General features: G+C 36.3%; 17 protein-coding genes. 12 read left to right on the plus strand and 5 right to left on the minus strand.

The features are described 5' to 3' along the window. Positions 1–21: 21 nt before the first annotated feature. Positions 22–1,143, minus strand: coding sequence for a DEAD/DEAH box helicase (locus L3049_RS03175; protein ID WP_275108336.1), 1,122 nt, complete (start codon positions 1,141–1,143; stop codon positions 22–24). Positions 1,144–1,385: 242 nt separating this feature from the next. Beyond that, the gene (locus L3049_RS03180; protein ID WP_275108337.1) at positions 1,386–1,862 is read right to left on the minus strand and encodes a hypothetical protein; all 477 of its coding nucleotides are present in this window, start codon (positions 1,860–1,862) and stop codon (positions 1,386–1,388) included. A gap of 351 nt (positions 1,863–2,213) precedes the next feature. Here L3049_RS03180 and L3049_RS03185 point away from each other — a divergent pair, with 351 nt between their 5' ends. From L3049_RS03185 to rlmF, 12 genes are all read left to right on the plus strand, one after another. After that, on the plus strand, positions 2,214–2,588 hold the full coding sequence (locus L3049_RS03185) for an HYC_CC_PP family protein (protein WP_275108338.1): 375 nt from the start codon (positions 2,214–2,216) through the stop codon (positions 2,586–2,588). Between the two features lie 157 nt (positions 2,589–2,745). Continuing rightward, complete coding sequence (locus L3049_RS03190) at positions 2,746–6,507, plus strand: efflux RND transporter permease subunit (protein ID WP_275108339.1); 3,762 nt, start codon at positions 2,746–2,748, stop codon at positions 6,505–6,507. A gap of 146 nt (positions 6,508–6,653) precedes the next feature. Then, positions 6,654–7,889 (plus strand): TolC family protein, encoded by a 1,236-nt coding sequence (locus L3049_RS03195; RefSeq protein ID WP_275108340.1) that lies wholly within the window; start codon positions 6,654–6,656, stop codon positions 7,887–7,889. 71 nt (positions 7,890–7,960) lie between these two features. Continuing rightward, complete coding sequence (locus tag L3049_RS03200) at positions 7,961–9,742, plus strand: efflux RND transporter periplasmic adaptor subunit (RefSeq protein ID WP_275108341.1); 1,782 nt, start codon at positions 7,961–7,963, stop codon at positions 9,740–9,742. Between the two features lie 27 nt (positions 9,743–9,769). Continuing rightward, complete coding sequence (locus L3049_RS03205) at positions 9,770–10,105, plus strand: heavy-metal-associated domain-containing protein (protein WP_275108342.1); 336 nt, start codon at positions 9,770–9,772, stop codon at positions 10,103–10,105. 317 nt (positions 10,106–10,422) lie between these two features. Next, a complete protein-coding gene (locus L3049_RS03210; protein WP_275108343.1) occupies positions 10,423–11,226 on the plus strand; it encodes a DUF4382 domain-containing protein in 804 nt (267 codons plus the stop codon). Positions 11,227–11,356: 130 nt separating this feature from the next. Beyond that, the gene (locus tag L3049_RS03215) at positions 11,357–11,740 is read left to right on the plus strand and encodes a hypothetical protein (protein WP_275108344.1); all 384 of its coding nucleotides are present in this window, start codon (positions 11,357–11,359) and stop codon (positions 11,738–11,740) included. Positions 11,741–12,083: 343 nt separating this feature from the next. After that, positions 12,084–12,818 carry a peroxiredoxin gene (locus tag L3049_RS03220; RefSeq protein ID WP_275108345.1) on the plus strand — a complete coding sequence of 245 codons (735 nt, stop codon included), beginning with the start codon at positions 12,084–12,086 and terminating at the stop codon, positions 12,816–12,818. Positions 12,819–13,080: 262 nt separating this feature from the next. Further along, positions 13,081–14,514 carry a TlpA family protein disulfide reductase gene (locus L3049_RS03225; protein WP_275108346.1) on the plus strand — a complete coding sequence of 478 codons (1,434 nt, stop codon included), beginning with the start codon at positions 13,081–13,083 and terminating at the stop codon, positions 14,512–14,514. A 260-nt stretch (positions 14,515–14,774) separates the two neighbouring features. After that, positions 14,775–16,460, plus strand: coding sequence for an asparagine synthase B (gene asnB / locus L3049_RS03230; protein WP_275108347.1), 1,686 nt, complete (start codon positions 14,775–14,777; stop codon positions 16,458–16,460). Positions 16,461–16,607: 147 nt separating this feature from the next. Continuing rightward, complete coding sequence (locus L3049_RS03235) at positions 16,608–17,177, plus strand: hypothetical protein (RefSeq protein ID WP_275108348.1); 570 nt, start codon at positions 16,608–16,610, stop codon at positions 17,175–17,177. Positions 17,178–17,303: 126 nt separating this feature from the next. Beyond that, on the plus strand, positions 17,304–18,290 hold the full coding sequence (rlmF, locus tag L3049_RS03240; RefSeq protein ID WP_275108349.1) for a 23S rRNA (adenine(1618)-N(6))-methyltransferase RlmF: 987 nt from the start codon (positions 17,304–17,306) through the stop codon (positions 18,288–18,290). A gap of 495 nt (positions 18,291–18,785) precedes the next feature. On the opposite strand, the gene L3049_RS03245 is transcribed toward rlmF, so the two are convergent. Genes L3049_RS03245 through L3049_RS03255 form a run of 3 tightly spaced genes read right to left on the minus strand, consistent with a single transcriptional unit; the run spans position 18,786 to position 22,970 of the window. Continuing rightward, complete coding sequence (locus tag L3049_RS03245) at positions 18,786–19,754, minus strand: glycoside hydrolase family 130 protein (protein ID WP_275108350.1); 969 nt, start codon at positions 19,752–19,754, stop codon at positions 18,786–18,788. Between the two features lie 47 nt (positions 19,755–19,801). Further along, positions 19,802–21,667 (minus strand): sodium:solute symporter family protein, encoded by a 1,866-nt coding sequence (locus L3049_RS03250; protein ID WP_275108351.1) that lies wholly within the window; start codon positions 21,665–21,667, stop codon positions 19,802–19,804. A 10-nt stretch (positions 21,668–21,677) separates the two neighbouring features. Continuing rightward, complete coding sequence (locus tag L3049_RS03255) at positions 21,678–22,970, minus strand: MFS transporter (protein WP_275108352.1); 1,293 nt, start codon at positions 22,968–22,970, stop codon at positions 21,678–21,680. Between the last annotated feature and the right edge of the window lie 26 nt (positions 22,971–22,996).

Raw genomic sequence — 22,996 nt, forward strand, 5'->3', positions numbered from 1 at the left:
ACTGATCACTGTTATCTGAAACTATTTTCTTGGTCTAATCTGGCTAAAAGCAATGTTTAAAGCTTTCTGAAAATAGCGAATGCTTTTCAGTTCTTTGCTGTTTACCAATGCCAACGAAACACCTTCTTTACCAGCACGAGCAGTACGTCCACTTCGGTGCGTATAATATTCTTCCTTATCAGGCAACTGATAATGCACTACGTACGACAAGCTATCAACATCGATACCTCTGGCTGCAATATCGGTAGCAACCAATACTCGTAGGCTTTCGTTTTTAAAAGCACGCATCACTTTGTCTCTCTCGATCTGCTTTAAATCGCCATGAATGGCATCGGCAGGAATATTTTTAGCAATTAACTGCTTGGCTAATGTTTGTGCAGCCGCTTTCGTTTTACAGAAAACAAGGCCTCTATTATCGCGCTCCGACTGTAAGAACTGAATTAGAATGTTCAATTTTTCGTTGTCCTCGCAAATCAAGAATTGATGCTGAATGTTTTTATTCACCACATTTCTACCACTCACCTCAATTTTATGAGCACTTGGCGAAAAGTGTTTTTTAATCATCTTCATGATATCCTGAGGCATGGTAGCCGAAAACAACCATTTGTTCTCAACACCTGTTACGTAATTCAAGATCTCATCTAACTGCGTTTTGAAACCCATGCTCAACATCTCATCGGCCTCATCTAAAATTACAGTCTTCACATAGGTCAAATCGACTGCTTTTCTTTTTACCAAATCGATTAAACGTCCTGGTGTAGCAACAATAATATGTGTTGGTCGGCGCAAAGCACTAATTTGCTTTTCAATTCGCTCTCCTCCGTAAATCGATTCTGTAAAGATCTTATCAGAATATTTGGTGAATTTGAACAATTGTTTTGCAATTTGCTGTCCTAATTCACGCGTAGGGCATAAAATTAATCCCTGAACCTTATCCACCTTAGGATTAATTCGGTGCAATAAAGGCAATCCGAAGGCAGCAGTTTTACCTGTACCTGTTTGTGCCTGTCCTATTAAATCGGTATTTCCGTTTAGAAGTACAGAAATTACTTCTGCTTGTATTTGAGTAGGTTTAACAATGCCAAGTTCATCTAAGCCCTTAACGATATCTTTGTTTATACCTAACTGTTTAAAATTTTCCACAACTATTCTTTTTTATTGGATTGCAAAGATAGTGTAAAGAATTAATAATTAGCAATGAGTAATTATTAATTAACGGATCGGAATAATTACATAGATCGGTAGCCTCCATTTTTTTTGTATCAAGACAACAATTGGAGCAAAGCGGAAATCATGAATACAAATAAAAGTAGACTTTAATGAATAAATAAAGTCGGGTTTGGCGATTAGTCCGATACAAAAAAACAAATAGGACAATATTGATTTTAAAACAATTCTTTGTGTTCTTCGTTTTCAATATTCATTGCATGTACCAATGTCCACTTAAAAGGAAAGCTTTTACTCAATGTGTACAATACCATTATCCAAGGTAAAAACCACATCAAATTTTGAGTATAAGAATAGGCAAATAAGGTAATTATGCCTGTTAAGCCCCCAAATATCATTTTTACAGAAAATGCTTTTCTGTAATACTTCAATTTCTCCTCCAAACTATCGAAAAGGCTAACGTATTCTAATTTCTTTTTGTACATCATCTCCGAAAGGATGATTTCAATAACAATCAATGAAATTCCAATGATGTTCTTCCAAATAGGAATGTTAAAATCTTTATGAATGCTTAAAATTGAATATTCACCGCTAATGGCAAGAACGCCAAATAAAAGTTCTACGATAACAACAATAAAAAATGCGGAAACCAGTCCAAATCTTGTCCACTGAACAAGCTGTTGTAAATTCTTCATAATGATAAATTAAGCAATTAATAATCGGTTTATTCTGGCGTGGAATGGGAACAATTTTAATAAATAATCCCTCTCATACTAACTAGAAATGGCAAAATCAGTAGAATTTTAAACTTATTTAACACACAAACGATTCCATTTCATCGCGAAAAATGCTTGCCATACAAAAAGCATATTTATTTTACTGATTTGGTCACGTCAATCCACTCATCGCCAAAAGTTCTGTGAGCACCTTTCACTGATAACTGTTCACTGATAACTGAAATAGTTAAACCTTTGTTAAGCTCACAACTTTTCTTTGGGATACGAGTATAATTCTTTAGTTTTGATTTTGAATAATGCACCCAATGTATGCTAATTAAGAAATTTGGACATATCATCATGATACTTCTTCTGCTGATCTCAACGGCAGGTGTGAGTATTAACAAGCATTATTCTGGTGGCGAACTTTTCTCTACTGCTATTTTTGTAGAAGCCGAAAGCTGTTGCGAAACGCCTTGTGGCTGTTGCGATGAAAAATCAGAACAGATTAAAGTAGAAGCGGATTATTTGGCCTCTAGCTTTGATCTTACTGAAGCCGCTCAATTGGATTTGTTGTTTTCAAGTATTCCTTTGTTAATCGAATTCGAAGCAAGAACAAGCTCTGCAAACAATTTTATTATATGGGATACTTCCCCACCCTTATTGCCTGATTTGTGTATTCTCAATCAGGTATTCCGTTTATGATAAAAATCAATTAAGAATTGCGAATTATTAATTAAGAGTCAATTGTATTGACTGGTATGGCAATATCTAATACCATTCTTCCTATTACTCTATATTGAAATTTGTAATTCGAATCATAATTGCTCATTCGTAATTAATAATTCGTAATTGATTTCACATGTTGAATAAAACAATCAAATTCTTTCTAGAGAATAAACTCGTCACAGCCATACTTCTTGTTGTGTTCGTAAGCTGGGGAATTATCACATCACCTTTTCCTTGGGACGTAGGATTTCTACCTAAAGATCCGGTGGCCGTTGATGCCATTCCAGATATTGGGGAAAACCAGCAAATCGTATTTACAAAGTGGGCAGGTCGCTCTCCTCAAGACATCGAGGATCAGATCACCTATCCCCTTACCACATCCCTACTGGGAATTCCGGGTGTAAAAACCATCCGTAGTTCTTCCATGTTTGGATTTTCAAGTATCTACATCATTTTTGATGAAGAGATCGAGTTCTACTGGAGTAGATCCCGAATATTGGAAAAGCTGAATTCCTTACCGCAAAACCTCTTACCTGGAGATGTGCAACCAACGCTTGGACCTGATGCTACTGCTCTCGGACAAATTTTTTGGTACACCCTTGAAGGCAGAACGCCAGAAGGTGAAGTTACAGGAGGATGGGATCTGCAAGAACTTCGAAGCATTCAGGATTTTCAGGTGAAATATGCCTTGGCAGCAGCCAATGGTGTATCTGAAGTCGCATCAATTGGTGGTTTCGTAAAGGAATACCAGGTAGATGTTAACCCTACGGCAATGCAAGCCCATGGCGTTAACCTGATGCAAATCATGAATGCCGTTAAAAAATCCAATTTGGATATTGGGGCTAGAACAATTGAAATTAATCAGGCAGAATATTTCGTACGTGGCATTGGTTACGTTAAAAACCTTGGCGATTTGGAAGAGGCTGTTGTTCGAGTGAATGACAATACGCCTGTGCGAATTCGAGATGTGGCCAATGTACATTACGGTCCTTCCGATCGTCGAGGAGCACTCGATAAAATGGGTGCCGATGTTGTTGGTGGTGTTGTGGTTGCCCGTTATGGGGCAAATCCTTTAGAGGTAATCAACAACGTAAAAGAAAAGATTGAAGAACTTTCGGTTGGTCTGCCCCAAAAAGAATTGGCCGATGGCACCATCTCTCAGCTTACTGTAGTTCCTTTTTACGACAGAACACAACTGATTTATGAAACGCTGGGAACACTTGAGAGTGCTCTAACACTCGAAATTATTATTACCATTATCGTGATCATTATTATGGTGATGAATTTGCGTGCAAGCATTCTGATTTCGGCATTAATTCCGATCGCTGTGCTCATGACTTTCATTGCCATGCGCTATTTTCATATCGATGCAAATATTGTTGCCCTTTCGGGGATAGCCATCGCCATAGGTACCATTGTTGATGTTGGCATTGTGCTCTCCGAAAACATGATTCGGCATTTGGAACTCAACAAATCGAAGCGGAACATTCGCGATGTAATATACGAAGCGACCATTGAGGTTGCTCCTGCCGTTATTACGGCTGTTCTGACAACAATTGTTAGCTTTATTCCTGTATTCTCGATGGAAGCAGCAGAAGGAAAACTATTCCGACCATTGGCTTTCACCAAAACCTTTGTGCTCTTTTCTGCTTTAGCAGTTGCCATTATTATTTTACCTGCAATGGCTCATTGGTTGTTTTCCATTCGAACCAAAAAGAGAAACATCAAATTGGTATCCAATGCTTTGCTAGTTCTAGTAGGAATCTATACCCTATTTGCATTCTCTGCTTGGATCGGTATCACTTTGATTTCACTAGGTGGAATTAATCTTGCAGCACAATACTTTACCAAACACGAAAAGAAGTTATTCTGGGCAAATCTGTTGGTCATTGCACTTGCGGTTTCCTTTTTATTAGCAAAAGAATGGTTGCCATTGGGAGCATCAAATTCCCTCTTTGCGAACTTCCTATTTGTGATCTTAAGTATTGCACTCTTGTTATCTGTTTTCCTGATTTTCATGCGATTCTATAAGCGGATATTGAACTGGGCACTGGAATACAAATTTGTCTTCCTTTCTATTCCTACATTTATTGTTTTGTGGGGCGTAATCATTTGGTTAGGCTTTGGAAATACATTTGGATTTGTTTCCCGAGGACTCGATAAAATAGGCATTAATATAGCTAATACTTCCGCATGGAAAACAATGTATCACAACTATCCGGGAATTGGAAAAGAATTTATGCCTTCACTCGATGAAGGATCATTCTTGTTGATGCCAACCTCAATGCCACATGCAGGAATTGAAGAGAACAAGCGCGTACTTCGTGCTTTGGATATGGCCGTTGCTAACATTCCGGAAATAGAAATGGTAGTTGGTAAATTGGGTCGTGTAGAGTCGGCCTTGGATCCTGCTCCTATTTCCATGTACGAAAATGTAATCAATTACAAAAGCGAGTACAAAACCAATCAGTATGGTAAAAGAATTCGCTTTGCAGTTGATGACGACGATAATTTTATTCGCGACGAAAAAGGGGAATTGATTCCTGATGATCGTGGTGAATACTTCCGCCAATGGAGAGATCACATTCAATCACCAGATGATATCTGGACTGAGATTGTGAATGCTACTAAAATTCCGGGCGTAACCTCCGCTCCTAAGCTGCAACCAATCGAAACCCGATTGATCATGTTGCAAACAGGTATGCGTGCACCTATAGGAATTAAAATATCGGGCAGTAATCTGAAACAAATTGAAGGTTTTGGTCTGCAATTGGAAAAGATTATTAAAGATATTCCGGGCGTAAACGAAGCATCTGTCTTTGCCGAAAGAATGGTGGGGAAACCTTATCTGGAAATTCGAATCGATAGAACAGCAATTGCCCGTTATGGCATTCAAATCGAAGATGTGCAAAAACATTTATCGGTAGCTGTAGGTGGTATGGCACTCTCCAATTCGGTTGAAGGAAGAGAACGTTACCCGATTCGTGTTCGTTACCCTAGAGAATTGAGATCCGATCCTGATCTTTTGCATAAAATTCTGATTCCAACAACAATGGGAAATTCAGTTCCCTTGGAAGAATTAGCAGAAATTGCTTACGTTCAAGGTCCTCAGGTTATCAAAAGTGAGAATACATTTCAAGTTGGTTACGTGATTTTCGATAAACTGGAAGGGTTTTCGGAAGTGGATATTGTGGAAAATGCACAGGAATACATTGCCGGGAAAATTGAACGCAATGAATTGAAAGTTCCTGCCGGAGTGAGTTTCAAATTCACGGGAAACTACGAAAATCAGATTAGAGCCGAAGAACGATTGGGCATTGTTATTCCGGTTGTTCTCATCATCATTTTCCTGATTTTGTATTTCCAATTCAAAGGAATTGCTCCTACCCTAATGGTATTTAGCGGTATTGCCGTGTCCTTTTCAGGTGGTTTTATCATGATTTGGTTGTACAGTCAAGGCTGGTTCCTGAATTTTTCAGTTTTCGATATCAATCTGCAAGAACTGTTTCAGGTTCATCCTATTTATTTAAGTGTTGCGGTTTGGGTCGGCTTTATTGCCCTGTTTGGAATCGCTACCGATGATGGTGTGATCATGGCTTCTTATCTGGAACAAGTATTTAAGAAAAATCAACCAAAAACCAGAGCAGAAATCAGAAAGTCAGTTATCGAAGCAGGTTCAAAGCGTATTCGTCCTTGTTTAATGACAACGGCCACCACTCTTTTGGCTTTGCTACCGATTTTAACCTCAACAGGAAGAGGTGCTGATGTAATGATACCAATGGCAATTCCTGCATTCGGAGGAATGGCAATCGAACTAATCACCTTATTTGTTGTACCCGTTTTATACGCCATGTACAAAGAATTTCAATTGAAAAAAGAAGGAGGTCTGTCATGAGAATTTCAACAAGCATACTCGCATTAGTATTCAAAACAAAGTTGCAAATCAAAGTCCCCCTTTCAAGGGGGATTAGGGGGATGTTTAGAAATCAACAAAACACTCCCCTTACTCCCCTCTCAAGAGGGGAATTTAAAACTGCAAATATGAGACGCTCCTTATTATTGATAGCAGCATTTCTTCTATTTTCAGGTACTGTCAGATCTCAAATAATCACAAAAGAACTGCAAACGTATATCAATTTTGCAATTGCTAACAATCCGGAACTAAAAGCAATGGATTTGAAGTACCAACAGGCATTGGAGATGGTTCCGCAAGCGAAAGCCTTGCCCGATCCTAATTTTTCGGCCGGTGTGTTTATTCAACCAATCGAAACCCGAGTTGGTGCGCAAAAAGCAAAACTCTCACTTTCGCAGCTATTTCCTTGGTTTGGTACTCTTGGTGCCAAAGAGCAGCAAGCAAGTTCGCAAGCACATGCACAATACCTTAACTATCTGGATGCAAAAGGCAAAACAGAATTAAAGGTGAAACTCTCCTATCTGGATTTGATTTTAATGGATCGTAAAATCTTCTTCACACAAAAACGTGTTGAAATTCTTGATTTATTAGAAAAACAAAGCCTAACTCGTTTTGAGAACAACCAATCGAGTATGGTAAACGTGCTTTACGTTCAAATGCTAAAAGAGGAATTGATTGCGAAGCTTGGCTTATTTCAAGATAAAAAACAGACACTTCAATCGGCATTCAATAAAATCCTAAATCGAGATTTGAAAATTGCTGTTGAATTACCTACAGATGATTCTTTTCTGTTGCAACAAGCATCATTTGATACGGAGTTCTCTTTTAATGAGCATGCAAGAGTCAATTCTTGGATAGCAATGAAAGAGGCAGGTTCGTTTGGTGAGAAGGCAGCAAAGCTAAGCGGATTACCAAAAATTGGTATTGGTCTTGACTATGCAATTATTGCAGAAAGAAAAAATATGGATCTTGCTGACAATGGAAATGATGCCATCATGCCCATGATTTCTGTGAGTATTCCACTGTTTCGAAAGAAATACAAATCTGCAGTTAAGCTCAATCAGTTAAAACAAGTACAATTCGAACAATTAAAAATCGAAGAATTGAACCGACTTGAATTGGAAAAGCAAAAAGCAATAGAAGAATATTCTACAGGAAGAAGAGAATTAAAGGTCTACCAGAACTTATTGATAAAAGCCAAACAATCATTTGAGATTCTAACAAGCAGCTACGAGACCTCATCAAGTAGGTACGAAGAGGTTTTGAACATGCAACAGAAGATTTGGATCTACGAACAGAAACAAATTGAAGCACAAGTAATGATTCAAAAAAGCATAGCAAAATTCCAATATTTAGGTTTGTAGGGACACACGATCATGTGTCCTATAAATAAATTTTCAATCCATATTAATGAGAATTTTAAACAAAATAGACAATGAAAAACACAATCAAATATATAACAGAAAACGGGAAGCAAAAACTCATCATATTAGTGGTCGGCTTGCTTTTGGGCTGGGTCATTTTTGGTGGACAAGCAGAAGTATCAACTGGACATGAAGGACATCAGCATGAAATGGAAAATGCAAGCGCTGAACCAACAACTTGGACTTGCTCCATGCATCCGCAAATTCAGCAACCAAACGAAGGCGATTGCCCTATTTGTGGAATGGATTTAATTCCATTGGACAATTCAGGAGGAAATACTTCAGCAGCTGTTATCTCCATGAATGAAACAGCTATTAAATTGGCAAATGTTCACACCACAAAAATTGAAAAAGGGAAAGCTACAAAAGAAATTCTCTTGAATGGAAAAGTACAGATTGATGAGCGAAAAATTAGTTCACAAGCCATTCATTTCGATGGCCGAATTGAAAAACTAATGGTCAATTTTGAAGGTGAAAAAGTACAGAAAGGCCAAACACTGGCAAGAGTTTACGCGCCCAAATTGGTAAGTGCTCAACAGGAATTGCTACAAGCTTTAAAAACAAAAGATTCCTATCCGGACTTGGTAAAAGCTGCAGAGCAAAAATTGAAATTCTGGAAGCTAAGTAATGCACAAATCAACAGCATAAAAGAGAGTGGTAAAACACTTGAGTATTTCGACATCAAAGCAGATGTATCTGGTTACGTAACCAAACGAAACACAGCCGAAGGAAAGTATGAAAAAGCAGGATCTGTCCTTTTCGAAATTGCTGACTTGAATCAAGTATGGGTCGTTTTTGATGCTTATGAGAAAGATTTGGCTTTCCTTAAAAAAGGAGATGAAATTGAGTTCACAGTTTCTGCTTTTCCTGGTAAGACATTCAATTCGAAGGTAAGCAATATCGATCCAATTATTAATGCCAAAAAACGTACTCTTTTGGTTCGTACAGAATCTAATAATACAGATCTATTGCTAAAACCAGAAATGTTTGCATCAGGAATTATCTATGCTGAGATAAATCAGATGGACAATGCTTTGATTGTTCCAAAATCTGCCATTATGTGGACAGGAAAACGTTCCATAGCCTATGTAAAAGTGGAAGGTGGTTTTGAAATGCGCGAGCTTGAGCTGGGTGAATCTCTTGGTGAATTCTATTTAGTCTCTGATGGTTTGGAAGAAGGTGAAGAAGTAGTGAGTAAAGGAACCTTCACTGTTGATGCTGCAGCTCAACTCAACAACAAATACAGCATGATGAATCGTCCAGAAAGTAAAGAAGGAGCGCAAAACTTACAGCAATATGTTTCCATGGATTTCAGCATGAAATTGGAACTCTTGCTTACCTCCTATTTTTCACTGAAAGACATTTTGGTTGAGACAAAAGGCAAGGAAAGTCAAGCTGCAGCTAAAACTGTAATGACCAGTTTAATGAAACTGAATCCGAGTGAAGCGGAGTTAAAAGGAAAAGCGATCAAATTTTGGAAAGAGAAATACAGTATTCTACACGATCATCTTGATGAAATTACAAAGAGTGAAGATATTGAGGTTCAGCGTAAGGCTTTCAAACCTTTCAACGAAGAATTAATTGCAAGCATGAAGTCTCTGGGGACAGGAAATAAAAAAGTTTACATCCAATATTGTCCAATGGCCGACAATGATACTGGCGCCTATTGGTTAAGCTCAGAAGAGAAAATAATGAATCCATATTTTGGAGATGTAATGTTGCATTGTGGAGAAGTAAGCGAGACAATAAATCGTGAGGAAGAAAAGATAATGCAGCAGCAACATCAGCATTAAAATAATTATCATTTAAAAATAAGAAATATGAAAAAAGGAATTTTATTCGTTGCAGTCATCTTTTCGATGATTACCATATCATTCACAGCAAATGCAGAAGTAAAAAAAACTAGTTTTAAAGTGTCTGGAAATTGCGGGATGTGTGAAAAAACAATAGAAACAGCTGCCAAAACAGTTCAAGGTGTTGTTAGCGCCGATTGGGACAAAAAAACCAAGGAAATGATACTCAGTTTTGACACTACTAAAACGACACTGAACGATGTACACAAAGCCATTGCTAAATCGGGTTACGATACCGATAAGGTAAAAGCAGATGATTCAATCTACAGTGAACTTCATTCGTGCTGCAAATACCGAAAATAAACTCTTTGGGGTATTCCTTATAATTTTTAACTACATACATTACTTACACCAAAATTATACCAACAGGAATACCCCTTTTTCATCCTTATTTATTGAGGATTTTTGGCACATGTGTGGAAATCTTCCACATAATAAACCACAAAGCAAACCACTTCCCCACCACTAAAATTCCGTCATCACTTTGATAGCATACACTTTAGTGAAACTGGTGCTTTCTATGGCATACTTCTTGACTTTATTCAAGCTGTAATCTGAAACAAAATGTTTTATTTTGCACTTTTACTGAAGAATTTGATTTAATTAAAACTAAACATCCGATGAGCTTTCTAAAACCACTAAGTACAATTGCACTAGTTATTATGGCATTTATTTTTATCCAATGCTCCGATGATAATGTAAAACTAACTACACCCGTTAAAATTCGATTAACAGATGCTCCAGCACAATACGATAAAGTCAACATTGACATCCAGTCCATTCAGTTTCATTCTTCGAATGATGATACAGATGAAAATGGATGGCAAGAAATGGATCTATTAAATGCAGGTGTTTACGACTTGTTGCAATTCAATAATGGTTTGGATACTCTTTTAGTTGATCAGGAGCTACCCAGCGGAACCGTTTCACAAATGAGACTAATTCTGGGTGATAATAATTCCGTTGTTGTCGATGGCGTTTCTTATGATTTAGATACTCCTTCAGCTCAAACATCTGGTCTTAAATTTCAAATTCATGATGACTTCATAGCAGGAATTGAATACAAATTATGGGTCGACTTTGATGCTGCCAGATCAATCGTTAAAACTGGAAATGGTAAATTTAAGTTGAAGCCAGTCATTAGAACTTTTAATGAAGCAACATCAGGTTCTATTTCTGGGCTGATATCTCCAGCAGAAGCAATGCCAACAATTCATGCGGTAATTGGTTTGGATACAGTTTCAACTATTGCTGAAGAAAATGGCAAGTTCCTGATTAAGGGATTAAATGCTGGAACTTATAAGCTATCCATCGAGCCAATTGAAGCTTACGAGAAAAAAGAAGTTGAAGATATTGCTGTTACCATAGGAGAGATAACAGATGCTGGTACAATTTCAATTGAAGCTACCGTACAAAACAATTAAATCAACATAAAATATTCATAAGGAAGTTGCTTCAATCTGAAGCAACTTTTTTTATGCCCTCCCAATTGACAGTTTCTTTTTTTTGCTTTGCTAGAGCGATATTCTTATATTTAATTGAAATAAGATCTATATGAAATTCAAATATAAAATATCACCAGAGCTAAAACTAATAAACGAATACTATTACGGGTATTTCAAGTGGAACGATCTAATTGAACATACCCTTAGTACACGCAACAGCCCTTTATTTGACGAAACATATAATATCATTTCTGATTTTACCCAAGCAAAAGTAATCCTTAACATTAAAGACTTGGATGATTACATCGATGAATACGAAAAATACAGTACGATATTAAACAAGTGCGCTATAATTGTGAGTGATTCCTACGATACTCCAATGGCCATGCTTTTTGAAATTCAAGTTCGCATACAAAATGCAAAAGTATTCCATAATCATGAAGAAGCTTACGAATGGCTTGAAATCGATCCCGTTCTCATAGCGAAAGAATAAAACCTCTTCCAAAACTTATTCAAACTGATTTAAAATTAGCCTTTTACCTTCTATTTGGCTTGACTTCCTTTTTTCGATGGCTTAACTTTAATCTACACTCGTGGATAAAAATAAGTATTATCCCAAATCCCTACGATTTCCATCTGTGAAATCTAAAAATTGGCTTTATTCTTAAGCCTTTATTGTAGATAAAGAATTCGTTTTAATAGGTAATTAAATAACGAATACAATCAAATATGATGTAGTTAATAAACCTGACTCTGTAATTGTTATTCCAAAGAATTGACCATTTGCCATATTAGAACTAAATCAAAAAAACATTCACAATTTTAAACCTAGTATTATGGATGAAAAAATTGTAAGACCACCTAGTCCAATGCCGAGAATTGGAGATAAGGCTCCTGAATTTAGAGCTGTTACCACACAAGGCGATATTCACTTTCCGAATGATTACAGAGGCCGTTGGGCAATTTTGTTTAGCCACCCAGCTGATTTTACGCCTGTGTGTACATCTGAGTTTATGACCTTTGCAAGCAGAGAAGAACAATATCGAGAAGCCAACTGCGAACTGGTAGGTTTATCTGTTGATGGATTGTATAGTCATATTGCATGGCTTCGTACCATCAAAGAAAAAATCGAATACCGAGGAATGAAAGATGTAGAAGTCAATTTTCCATTAATTGAAGACATTACAATGGAGGTTGCTCATAAATACGGCATGATTCAACCTGGAGAAGACAGTACGAAAGCTGTAAGAGCAGTGTTTTTCATCGATCCTCATGGAATCATTCGTACCATTATTTATTATCCATTAAGTCTTGGTCGTAATTTTGATGAAATCTACCGTGTATTAATAGCACTGCAAACTGCTGATAAATTTTCAGTTGCTACTCCGGCCGATTGGAATCCAGGCGATGAAGTAATTGTACCTCCTGCTGGATCTTGTGGAGTAGCTAAAGACCGCATGGAAAATACAGATGAAGATGTACATTGCTACGATTGGTTCTTCTGCACTAAAAAAATAGGCAAAGAAGAAGTTCTAGATGCCATTCTAAAAAAAGAAGAACACTTTCACTAATAAAAATAAAGGCTGTACATGATTCATTCATCTGCAGCCTTCTTTATTCCTACGATTCAATCTCCTAAATTACCAAGTCTCCCTCCTTTTTTTAAGTACCAAATCAAACTTCATATTACTATGGAATGGTATTTGCTTCTTTTCGTGAGAAGTATTGTGAACTGTTATTTACAAGCCAATAATTAAGGGTAAAATAACACATAGAATTAAAAAAGTTTTGTAATTTTCGCTTCCAATTGTACTTAATAAGTTAAAATTAAAGATGAAGAATAATTTAATAGTCCTTTTTTGTGTAGGCTTTTGCTTGCTATTCTCCTTACAGGTTAATGCTCAAAAATATCATATCGATATAGAATTAATTGGAAGCACGGATAGTACAGCATATTTAGCTCACTATTTCGATGGCAGAATATTTGCTGATGACACAACTCAATTAGTTAATGGGAAAGGTTCGTTCGTAAAACAAAAGCAATTGGATGAGGGTATCTACGTGATCTATCTACCATCTCAAAAATATTTTGATTTGTTAATTGGGAAAGATCAGGAATTCTCAATTAGTGCAGATCCAAAAAATTTTATTGAGAGCATAAAAATAACAGGAGCTGATGAAAGTATCGCTTTTCATGACTTTCAACAATTCATGAAAAAACAGAATACAAATTCAAAAAAGATACAAGAAGCATACAAGGCGAATAAAGATAATCCTTCTGAAAAAGAAAAGTACCAAGCAGCCTTTAAGAAAGCAGATAATGAAGTTAGATCCTATATAAAACAACTTCATGTCGATTATGCTGCTGATTTTTTCGTTTCTAAGTTTGCCCAATTTACGCTATCTCCTAAAATTCCTGATTTTTCAAAAGATGTTGCAGAATCAGTTACCGATAGAGATCAAGTAATTAGAAAGAAATCCTACTTATACAATAAGAACCATTACTTCGATTATGTCGATTTCGCGGATGAACGTTTTCTAAGAACACCTATTCTTAAAAATAAATTGGAGTTCTTCTTCGAAAAAATATTGGTTCAAAGTCCTGATACGATTGTAAAGGAATCGAGCTTGCTAATTGAAAAAGCCAGATCGAATGAAGATTTCTTTCAATATTTGGTTCAATACACTTTAAATTATGCGGTAAAAAGTAAAATCATGGGTATGGATGCTGCCTTTGTAAATTTAGCCAAGAAATATTACCTAAGTGGGCAAGCAAATTGGGCCGATTCAACTCTATTAGCAAACATCAGAGAAAAAGTGATCAAACTTCAGTTTAATCTTATTGGCATGAAAGCTCAAGATTTGACAATGGAAACTCCAGAAGGTGAATTTGTGCGCTTACATGAAGTTGAAGCACCCTATACGATATTGTATTTTTGGGAGCCAGACTGCGGTCATTGCAAAACAATCACCCCTCGCTTAAAAAGTGAAATCCTAGATAAATACAAACAGAAAGGTGTTGAAGTTTTTGCTGTTTGCACCCAAAATCAAAAAGAAGAATGGGAAAACTTTATAGCTGAGAAAGAATTGTTTGATTTTATTAATTGCTATGACCCACATCATCAAACAAACTTTAGAGTTTATTACGATGTTTTTAGTACACCCATAATATATTTACTCGATAAGGATAAAAAAATATTAGCCAAACGGCTTGATGTCGATACCCTAAAGACATTTCTCGAAAACGAGCTAAAAAATACTAAATAATAGAACATAAGGATGCCAGAAGGCATCCTTTCTTTTTGGACACAACTTTTTAAGAAAACACCCCCTACTTAAAAGCACCTTTCCGGAATAAAAACATGAAAATCCTGCAAAAGGATATTTTTTTGACATCCGCAAACGATATAGGGCTTTAAACATGGTAGATTATAAAATGAAAATCGTATTTTCAACATCTAATACCAAAAATTAATCAGCTTAACCATATTTTTCATAGCTGAAAAGTAACTATTAAACAATTTTTTATGTGTGGATTTGTAGGAGTTTTTGATTTGAAGGTGGACGCTCAAGAGTTACGCCCTCAAATACTCGAAATGTCTAAAAAAATTCGTCACAGAGGTCCAGATTGGTCTGGTATATTTTGTGATGAAAAAGCGATATTGTCTCATGAGAGACTATCGATTGTAGATCCTCAGTCAGGAGGACAACCACTTTATAGCAAAGATGGTAATTTGGCCCTGGCTGTTAATGGAGAAATCTATAATCATATGGATATTCGAAATCAGATGAACGGATCCTATGAGTTCTTGACAAAATCTGACTGTGAAGTTATCCTTGCCCTATACGACAAGAAAGGAATCGATTTTATCGATGACCTGAATGGAATATTCGCTTTTGCGCTATACGACAAAAAGAATGATTGTTACCTAATTGGTCGTGACCACATGGGAATTATTCCTTTGTATCAAGGTTGGGATAAACATGGTAACTATTACGTAGCCTCAGAATTAAAAGCCTTAGAAGGATATTGCAACAAAATAGAAGAATTCTTACCTGGTAAATTCTTGTACAGCAAAGATGGTGTTGTTAAAGAATGGTACCAACGTGATTGGATGGATTTCGATAACATTAAGGACAATAAAACGGATATGGCTGAACTTCGAAAAGGTTTGGAAGATGCTGTACACCGTCAGTTAATGTCTGATGTACCTTATGGAGTATTACTTTCAGGAGGTTTAGATTCTTCCGTAATTTCGGCTATTGCAAAAACATATGCTGGTAAACGTATTGAGTCGGGCGATGAAAAAGATGCATGGTATCCTCAATTGCACTCTTTTGCAATTGGTTTGGAAGGTTCTCCAGATTTAGCTGCTTCTCGCAAGGTTGCTGATTTTATCGATACCATTCACCACGAAGTAACCTTTACGGTTCAGGAAGGTTTGGATGCAATTAAGGATGTAATTTACCACTTGGAAACATATGATGTTACCACAGTTCGTGCTTCTACACCAATGTATTTAATGGCAAGAGTTATTAAATCGATGGGAATTAAGATGGTACTTTCTGGTGAAGGTGCCGACGAAATGTTTGGTGGTTATCTTTATTTCCATAAAGCCCCAAATGCGAAGGAATTTCATAACGAATGTTTACGTAAATTAGATAAACTTCACCAGTACGATTGCCTACGTTCTAACAAATCGATGGCTTCGTGGGGAGTTGAAAGTCGCGTTCCATTTTTAGATAAAGAATTCTTGGATATTGCCATGCGCATTAACCCAGATGACAAAATGTGTTCGAATGGTAGAATGGAAAAATGGGTGCTTCGTAAAGCATTCGAAGACTATTTGCCAGAAGAAGTAGCTTGGAGACAAAAGGAACAATTTTCTGATGGTGTTGGTTACAATTGGATTGACACTTTGAAAGAAATTGCTGATAAAGAAATTTCTGACGAGCAATTGAAAAACGCAAGTTACCGATTCCCAGTAAATCCTCCGATGTCAAAAGAGGAATTTTACTATAGATCTATATTTGCTGAACAATTCCCTTCAGAGACTGCTGCATCTTGTGTACCGTCGGTACCATCAATAGCATGTAGTTCTCCTGTTGCAATTGCCTGGGATGCTTCATTCCAAAACAATGCTGATCCGTCAGGAAGAGCTGTTAATGCGGTTCATAATGATGCGTACAAAGAAAAGACCGAAAGCAAGTAATTATTGCTTATCGAGAATATATAAAGGCCATTTGCATGATGCAAATGGCCTTTTTCTTTGTTATTGTTTTTCAATTATGATACATATTGATTCTATCTAAAACATATTGTAAATTCAAACTTTATAACCATATTATTAATTACAATCATGAATACAGAAAATATCAGTTTCAAAAGCTCAAAACAAACAGTATTATTCAAATACTTCTTCCCTTTCTTATTTCTAATAGGTTTCATTTCCGCAATCAGTGCAAACAGTATTCTAGGTAAAACTCCTGATGGATTTCCACAAGCCTTTCTTATTATAACGATTTGGCTCAGTATTTTTTTAGTACAAGTACCATTTCGATTAAAAAACGTTACTGCTTTAAATGATGGAATAATAATTAAAGGCTTAGATAAAAAAATAATTCCATATAAAGATATTATAAGCGTTTCAATGTTTGATTTGGCAGGCCCATGGTTTGTAACAATACAGTATGAAGAAAAGTCAAGTTTACAAAGAAAAAAAATCTGCTTTATACCTTCCTCATCTGATAAACGAATAATGGCTGATGATGAAATGACTAAATTTATTAAAAATAAAATGCAGATTGAAAATCCATCTAATTATGAATTAAATCAGAAATCTTCAATTAAAAACTTTTTCATAATGATGCTACTTGGCGCTCCTTTTGCTATTCTGGCTTTTTATTTCCTAAGCAGTAGTTGGTTGTAAATTTATTTCACAATAAAATTTCGCGGATAAAGAGGTATTGTATTAGATTAGTGCAATACCTTTTTTCATGATGGATTCTCCTATTTATGTTCTAATTTAGCAGATTCAAACAAGAGAATCACATCCATGCTAGATAAGAAGAGAAAACATCCTGAAGTAAAGTCGAGATTACACCAAAGAAATAAAAACCGATCACGATACGATTTTAAACAGTTGGTTGAAACCTGTCCTGAATTAAAACCTTTTGTAATCTTAAACAAGTATGAGGATGAATCGATTGATTTTGCAAATCCTGATGCTATTAAGATGCTAAACAAAGCACTTTTAATACATTTCTATGGATTGGAAACATGGAATATTCCTGAAGGCTATCTTTGTCCTCCAATACCAGGTAGAGCAGACTATATTCATCACATTGCTGATTTGTTATGCCAAAACAATTACGGAAAAATACCAAGAGGTGCTAATTTTACTTGTTTAGACATTGGTGTTGGTGCAAACTGTATTTACCCAATTATTGGTAACAATGAATATGGATGGTCTTTTATTGGTTCAGAAATTGATCCTGTTGCCTTAAAATCAGCAGAAGAGATTGTCAATTCAAATCCAAGTCTAAAAGGAAATGTTCAGTGCGTTATGCAGGAAAATCCTAAAGACTTTTTTTACGGTGTAATTCCAAAAGATGGACTTGTAGATTTATCAATTTGCAATCCTCCGTTTCATGCTTCGGCTGAAGCTGCAATGGAAGGAACAATGCGAAAAACAAGAAACTTGGCCAAAGAAAAAGTAAGCAAACCTAGCTTAAATTTTGCTGGTCAGAGTAATGAATTATGGTGCGAAGGTGGTGAAGCCAGATTTGTTAGAAACATGGTTAATCAAAGCAGAAAGTTTGCAAAATCATGTTTTTGGTTCTCAAGTTTAATTTCAAAAGAATCGAATCTTAAAAACATATATCAAGCACTAAATGAAGCAAATGCTGTAAAAATAGAAACTCTTCCTATGGGACAAGGCAATAAAACAAGTAGAGTTGTTGCTTGGACATTCCTTACGAAACCAGAACAGCAAAAATGGAAAAGCACAAGGTGGAATGTGAAGCCCAAGAAAAAGGAATAATTTAAATAGTAAGAGCTTCACCATTGGTGAGGCTCTTAAATTATCGTTTAATATCATTTTACTATTTATCTCCCCACATTATATAGCTATTGTCTTCAAGCCGTATGGCTTTTACTTTTCTCCTTAAATGAGAAAAGCAAACAAAAGAATCAAGTCAGTCTGATCCTTGTTAACTCTTTGTTCTTACCAACTTACACGCCTTGCGGCAGGCTGACAAAGCACGCTCAAATCATATTCTATAAATACAATTGTAATTCTTAAAAATTGCAATCAAGCTATTTAGATTTATCGAGCAGTCATACCACGACCCACTTGGATCGCTTATAATAAGATCATTACAGCTTTTATTGTTTTGGGAAAGCGTTAGGGATTGAAATGGAAAACCCACAGCGAAGAATGAGCGAAGAGTTGGAGTGGAAAGCCCGCCCGAAGGGAACGCCCATAAAAAAAGGCCAATACCCGAAAGTACCAGCCTCTTAACTCTAACCTAACTTCTTATAATGAATTGTTTTTTATAAAGTCGATTAATTCATCGATGTAAGCAAAGCTCATACCAACTACTGTATCTGCGGCTCCGTAGTATACTGCAACCTTATTTCCTTCGGTTAAGGCAGCACATGGAAACACAACATTAGGCACATCGCCCATTAGCTCGTAAGGCGCTGCTGGAGCCAATAAATATGGTTTTGTACGAAACAATACCTTATCGGGATTTTCAAGATCGAGAAGCGCTGCTCCCATTGAATAACGGAAACCATTACAGGTATTGATTACACCATGATAAAACATTAACCAACCATCTTTGGTGCGAATTGGTACCGAACCTGCTCCAATTTTAGTACACTGCCAAGCACTGTCTTCAAAAGGAGTCACTTTCATAGCGCAACGGTGCTCTCCCCAATATTTCATATCAGGACTATAAGAGATGTAAATATCGCCAAAAGGTGTGTGTCCATTATCGCTTGGACGACTTAGCATTGCATATTTACCATCGATTTTTTCTGGGAATAATACTCCATTACGATTGAAAGGCAAAAAGGCATTTTCGCACTGATGAAAAGTTTTAAAATCGTAAGTATAAGCAATTCCAATAGTTGGTCCGTGATATCCATTACACCAAGTAATCCAATAACGATCTTCAATCCAACAAACACGAGGATCGTATTTGTAATCAGATTCGATCATCTCGGTATTGCCCGCTTCCATCTCAATTGGTTCATGATTGATTTCCCAATTGATTCCATCTTTACTAAAACCGGCAAAAATATTCATTTGTACCGCTTTGTTATCGCAACGAAAAACTCCGGCAAAGCCATCTTCGAAAGGAACTACCGCACTATTAAAAATACTATTGGAAGTCGGTATATCATACCTTCCGATTACAGGATTTTGAGAATATCTCCACATTACATCCGTACATCCTTCCGGCCTATCTTCCCAAGGCATATTTGCTTTACTAGTCATCTTTAATTTGTTTAATTCTTTATGAATTTGATTTTATCAATATCGTTTTAATTTTCTTCTGTTTCTTTTTTACAATAGGTATAATCTGCTGGATAATCTTCCAGCTTTTTGTACCAAGTATAATAAAGTATAATGCTCGTAATAATAAACAATGCAATTACCCATGAAAGGGATGTGTATTTACCAATTACAAAATAGATTGGGATCAATGGCAACATCATTTGCCATCCTGCTCCAATGGTGCAATTGAACATGTCCTTTAAAAAATCATTATTTGGCAATGCTTCGGGCTTTTGTGCTTTCAGCTTTAGGTAGACAGGCTTCCAAAATCCCCATGGTCGAACACTTTCGTAAAATTTAATTAATACCTCATCGGATTCAGGATTGGTTAGTAAACTACCAATAATAGAAACTGCAAAAGAGAATAGAAAAATAAATGGAAAAGCATAAATTGGTGAGACTTCGGGAAACACTACAGGTGCAACCAAAGAAGCAAGTAAACCGGCTAGCATTCCATAAAAATATCCATAACCATTGAATCTCCACCATACCCATTTTAAAAGGTTTGATGCTGTATATCCGCCAAATAAAGCTCCTACCAACCATTTCATTACCGTATCGATGCTTTCAGCAAAAAAGCCAAAGAATATTCCTACAATTACGACTGCGAATGATGCGAGATAACTCATTCGAACATATTTCTTTTGAGAAGCATTTGGATTGATGAATTTCTTGTAAATATCATTTACGATATAAGCTGGTCCGGCATTTACATTTGCTGCAAAAGTGGACATGAAAGCCGCGATTAATCCTGCTAGTAATAAACCTTTAGCTCCATCGGGAACGAAATTATTTAAAGCATAAGGTAAGACCATCTCAAAATCGATGTTATTACCCATTTTATTAAACTCTGGAGCCAAATAAACCAAAGCCAAAGCAGCTAAACCTGCAATCATCAAATAGCGAGGAACAAATAGTACTAAAGATACGATTCCACTCATTTTAGCCGCATCTTTAGGTGTTTCTGTAGAAAGTATACGCTGCATATCGTAACTAGGAACTGGTCCAGCAATACTCACTAATACACCTTTAAAAATCATCATCATCATCAAAACGGAGAACATATTGTATCCGTCGATGTCTATTTTGTGATTTACCGCAGGTATTAGATTACCCCAATCCAAATCAAGAGTCCAACCAAAAGAAATATCTGCCCATCCTGCAGGTACAGCAGCCGCAATTTGCTCTGGTGTAACTAAGGAAATAGCAATTACACCAACCATTATACAGGCAATAGCCATAATCACAAACTGCAGTATTTCTGTAAAAACTACTGAATACATTCCACCTTTCACAACATATAAGGTGGTTAAACCCATGATGATTATTGCGTACATATTTTCAGATGTAATCGTTAGACCCAAAACAGTCGCATGCAAATCCCAAGGGAAAAATGTTTGTGCGAATTTACCAACCCCTACAAATCCGTAGGTTATAAAACCGATTACACTTATAATGGCAAATAATACAACGATTAAATGCGAAAGTTGTGATCCTCGACCATCACCAAAACGAGTTTTTAACCACTCGGCTCCTGTCATCACATTCGAACGACGTAACCAGATAGCCATGAACATCATTAGGAAAATTTGATTCCAAACGGGCCATAACCAAGGAATCCATAATGACTTTAAACCATATACAAACAAAATGGTAACCGTCCACATTGTTCCAGTAATATCGAACATACCCGATGCGTTGGAAACTCCAAGCATGTACCATGGTATTTTATTTCCTCCCAAAAAGTAATTGGAAAGATTCTTAGAGGCTTTTTTTGATAGAAAATAACCTATAAAAATGGTTAAAATAATGTATCCTAAAATTATGGATAGATCGAGTGTTGATAAGTTCATTTAATGAAAATTAGATTTTATCTTCATCTGCTTCACTTTCTTCTGAATGAACAAAAGGAACAAACCTTGCTGCTAATAAAGATGGAATTATAACAACAAGTATGCATATAAAAAACAACTTATAGCCTAACCAATCGCTCATAAAACCACTTAACATTCCCGGTATCATAATGCCTAGATTCATAATTCCTGTAGCAAATGCATAATGAGCCATTTTATATTTACCAGGAGCAACTTGTTGCATCATGAACAACATTAAACCCACAAAGCCAAAACCATATACAAAGTATTCAACCACAACTGCAGATCCAATTAGAAGTACGCTTTCTGGGCGGTAAACAGCTAATAGAGCGTAAATTATAAATTGAACGTTAAAAATACAAACTAGAGTGAACAAAGATTTTTTTAATCCTCGGGCTGAAATATAATAACCTGCTAATATTGAACCTAGAACAAAAGCTGCAGAACCAAATACACCATAAATAATACCTATTTGCGAAGTACTAAGTCCCAAACCACCCTCTTCGATAGCTGCTTTAAAAAACAAAGGAGCAATTTTAATAGCAAAGCCTTCGGTAAATCGATATAAGATGATGAAGCCAATAAACCAACCAATATATTTTTTCTGAAAAAAGGTTTTTATGACATCCCATAAGGTTTTAAATCCCTCCTTTAAGGAAGCTACCTCACTGCTTGCATTTCCTCCCGATGGTAACATTTTAATATGATACAAAGCCAATGAAATCATGATTGCAGCATAGGTTAGCATAACAGCCATCCATGCATGCAGCACACCAAATCGTTCTTCCAGAATTCCTGCTAAATAAACAAAAGCACCGGCAGTTAAGATTTTTGCTAAATTATACGAAGCACCTTGCCATCCAATATATTTTGCTTGCTCTTTTCCTGATAAAACACTTAGGTAAACCCCATCGGTGGCAATATCGTGAGTTGCACCACTAAAAGCTACAACAGCCAATAATGCAATAGAATAGGTAAAGAAATGATCCAATGGTAAGGACAATGCGACCAGAACAAATGTAATACCTGTTACGAGTTGAGTTGCAACAACAAAATGTTTTTTTGTTTTAAACATTTCTAATATAGGACTCCATAGTGGCTTTAATGTCCAAGGTAACATGATCAGTGAGGTCCAAAATGCAATTAACGAATCGGATATCTCGAAGCTCTTAAACATTAGTACAGATGCTTGAGCGATAGCAATAAAAGGTAAACCCATTGCAAAATATGCTGTCGGAATCCAAGTAGCTGGGTGTTTTAGTCTTTTAGTAGTTTTTGACATTTCTAATTAAGAGGTATGATTAGGTT

This window comes from Labilibaculum sp. DW002 (genome assembly GCF_029029525.1).
In the GTDB taxonomy this organism is placed as follows: Bacteria; Bacteroidota; Bacteroidia; order Bacteroidales; family Marinifilaceae; genus Paralabilibaculum; species Paralabilibaculum antarcticum.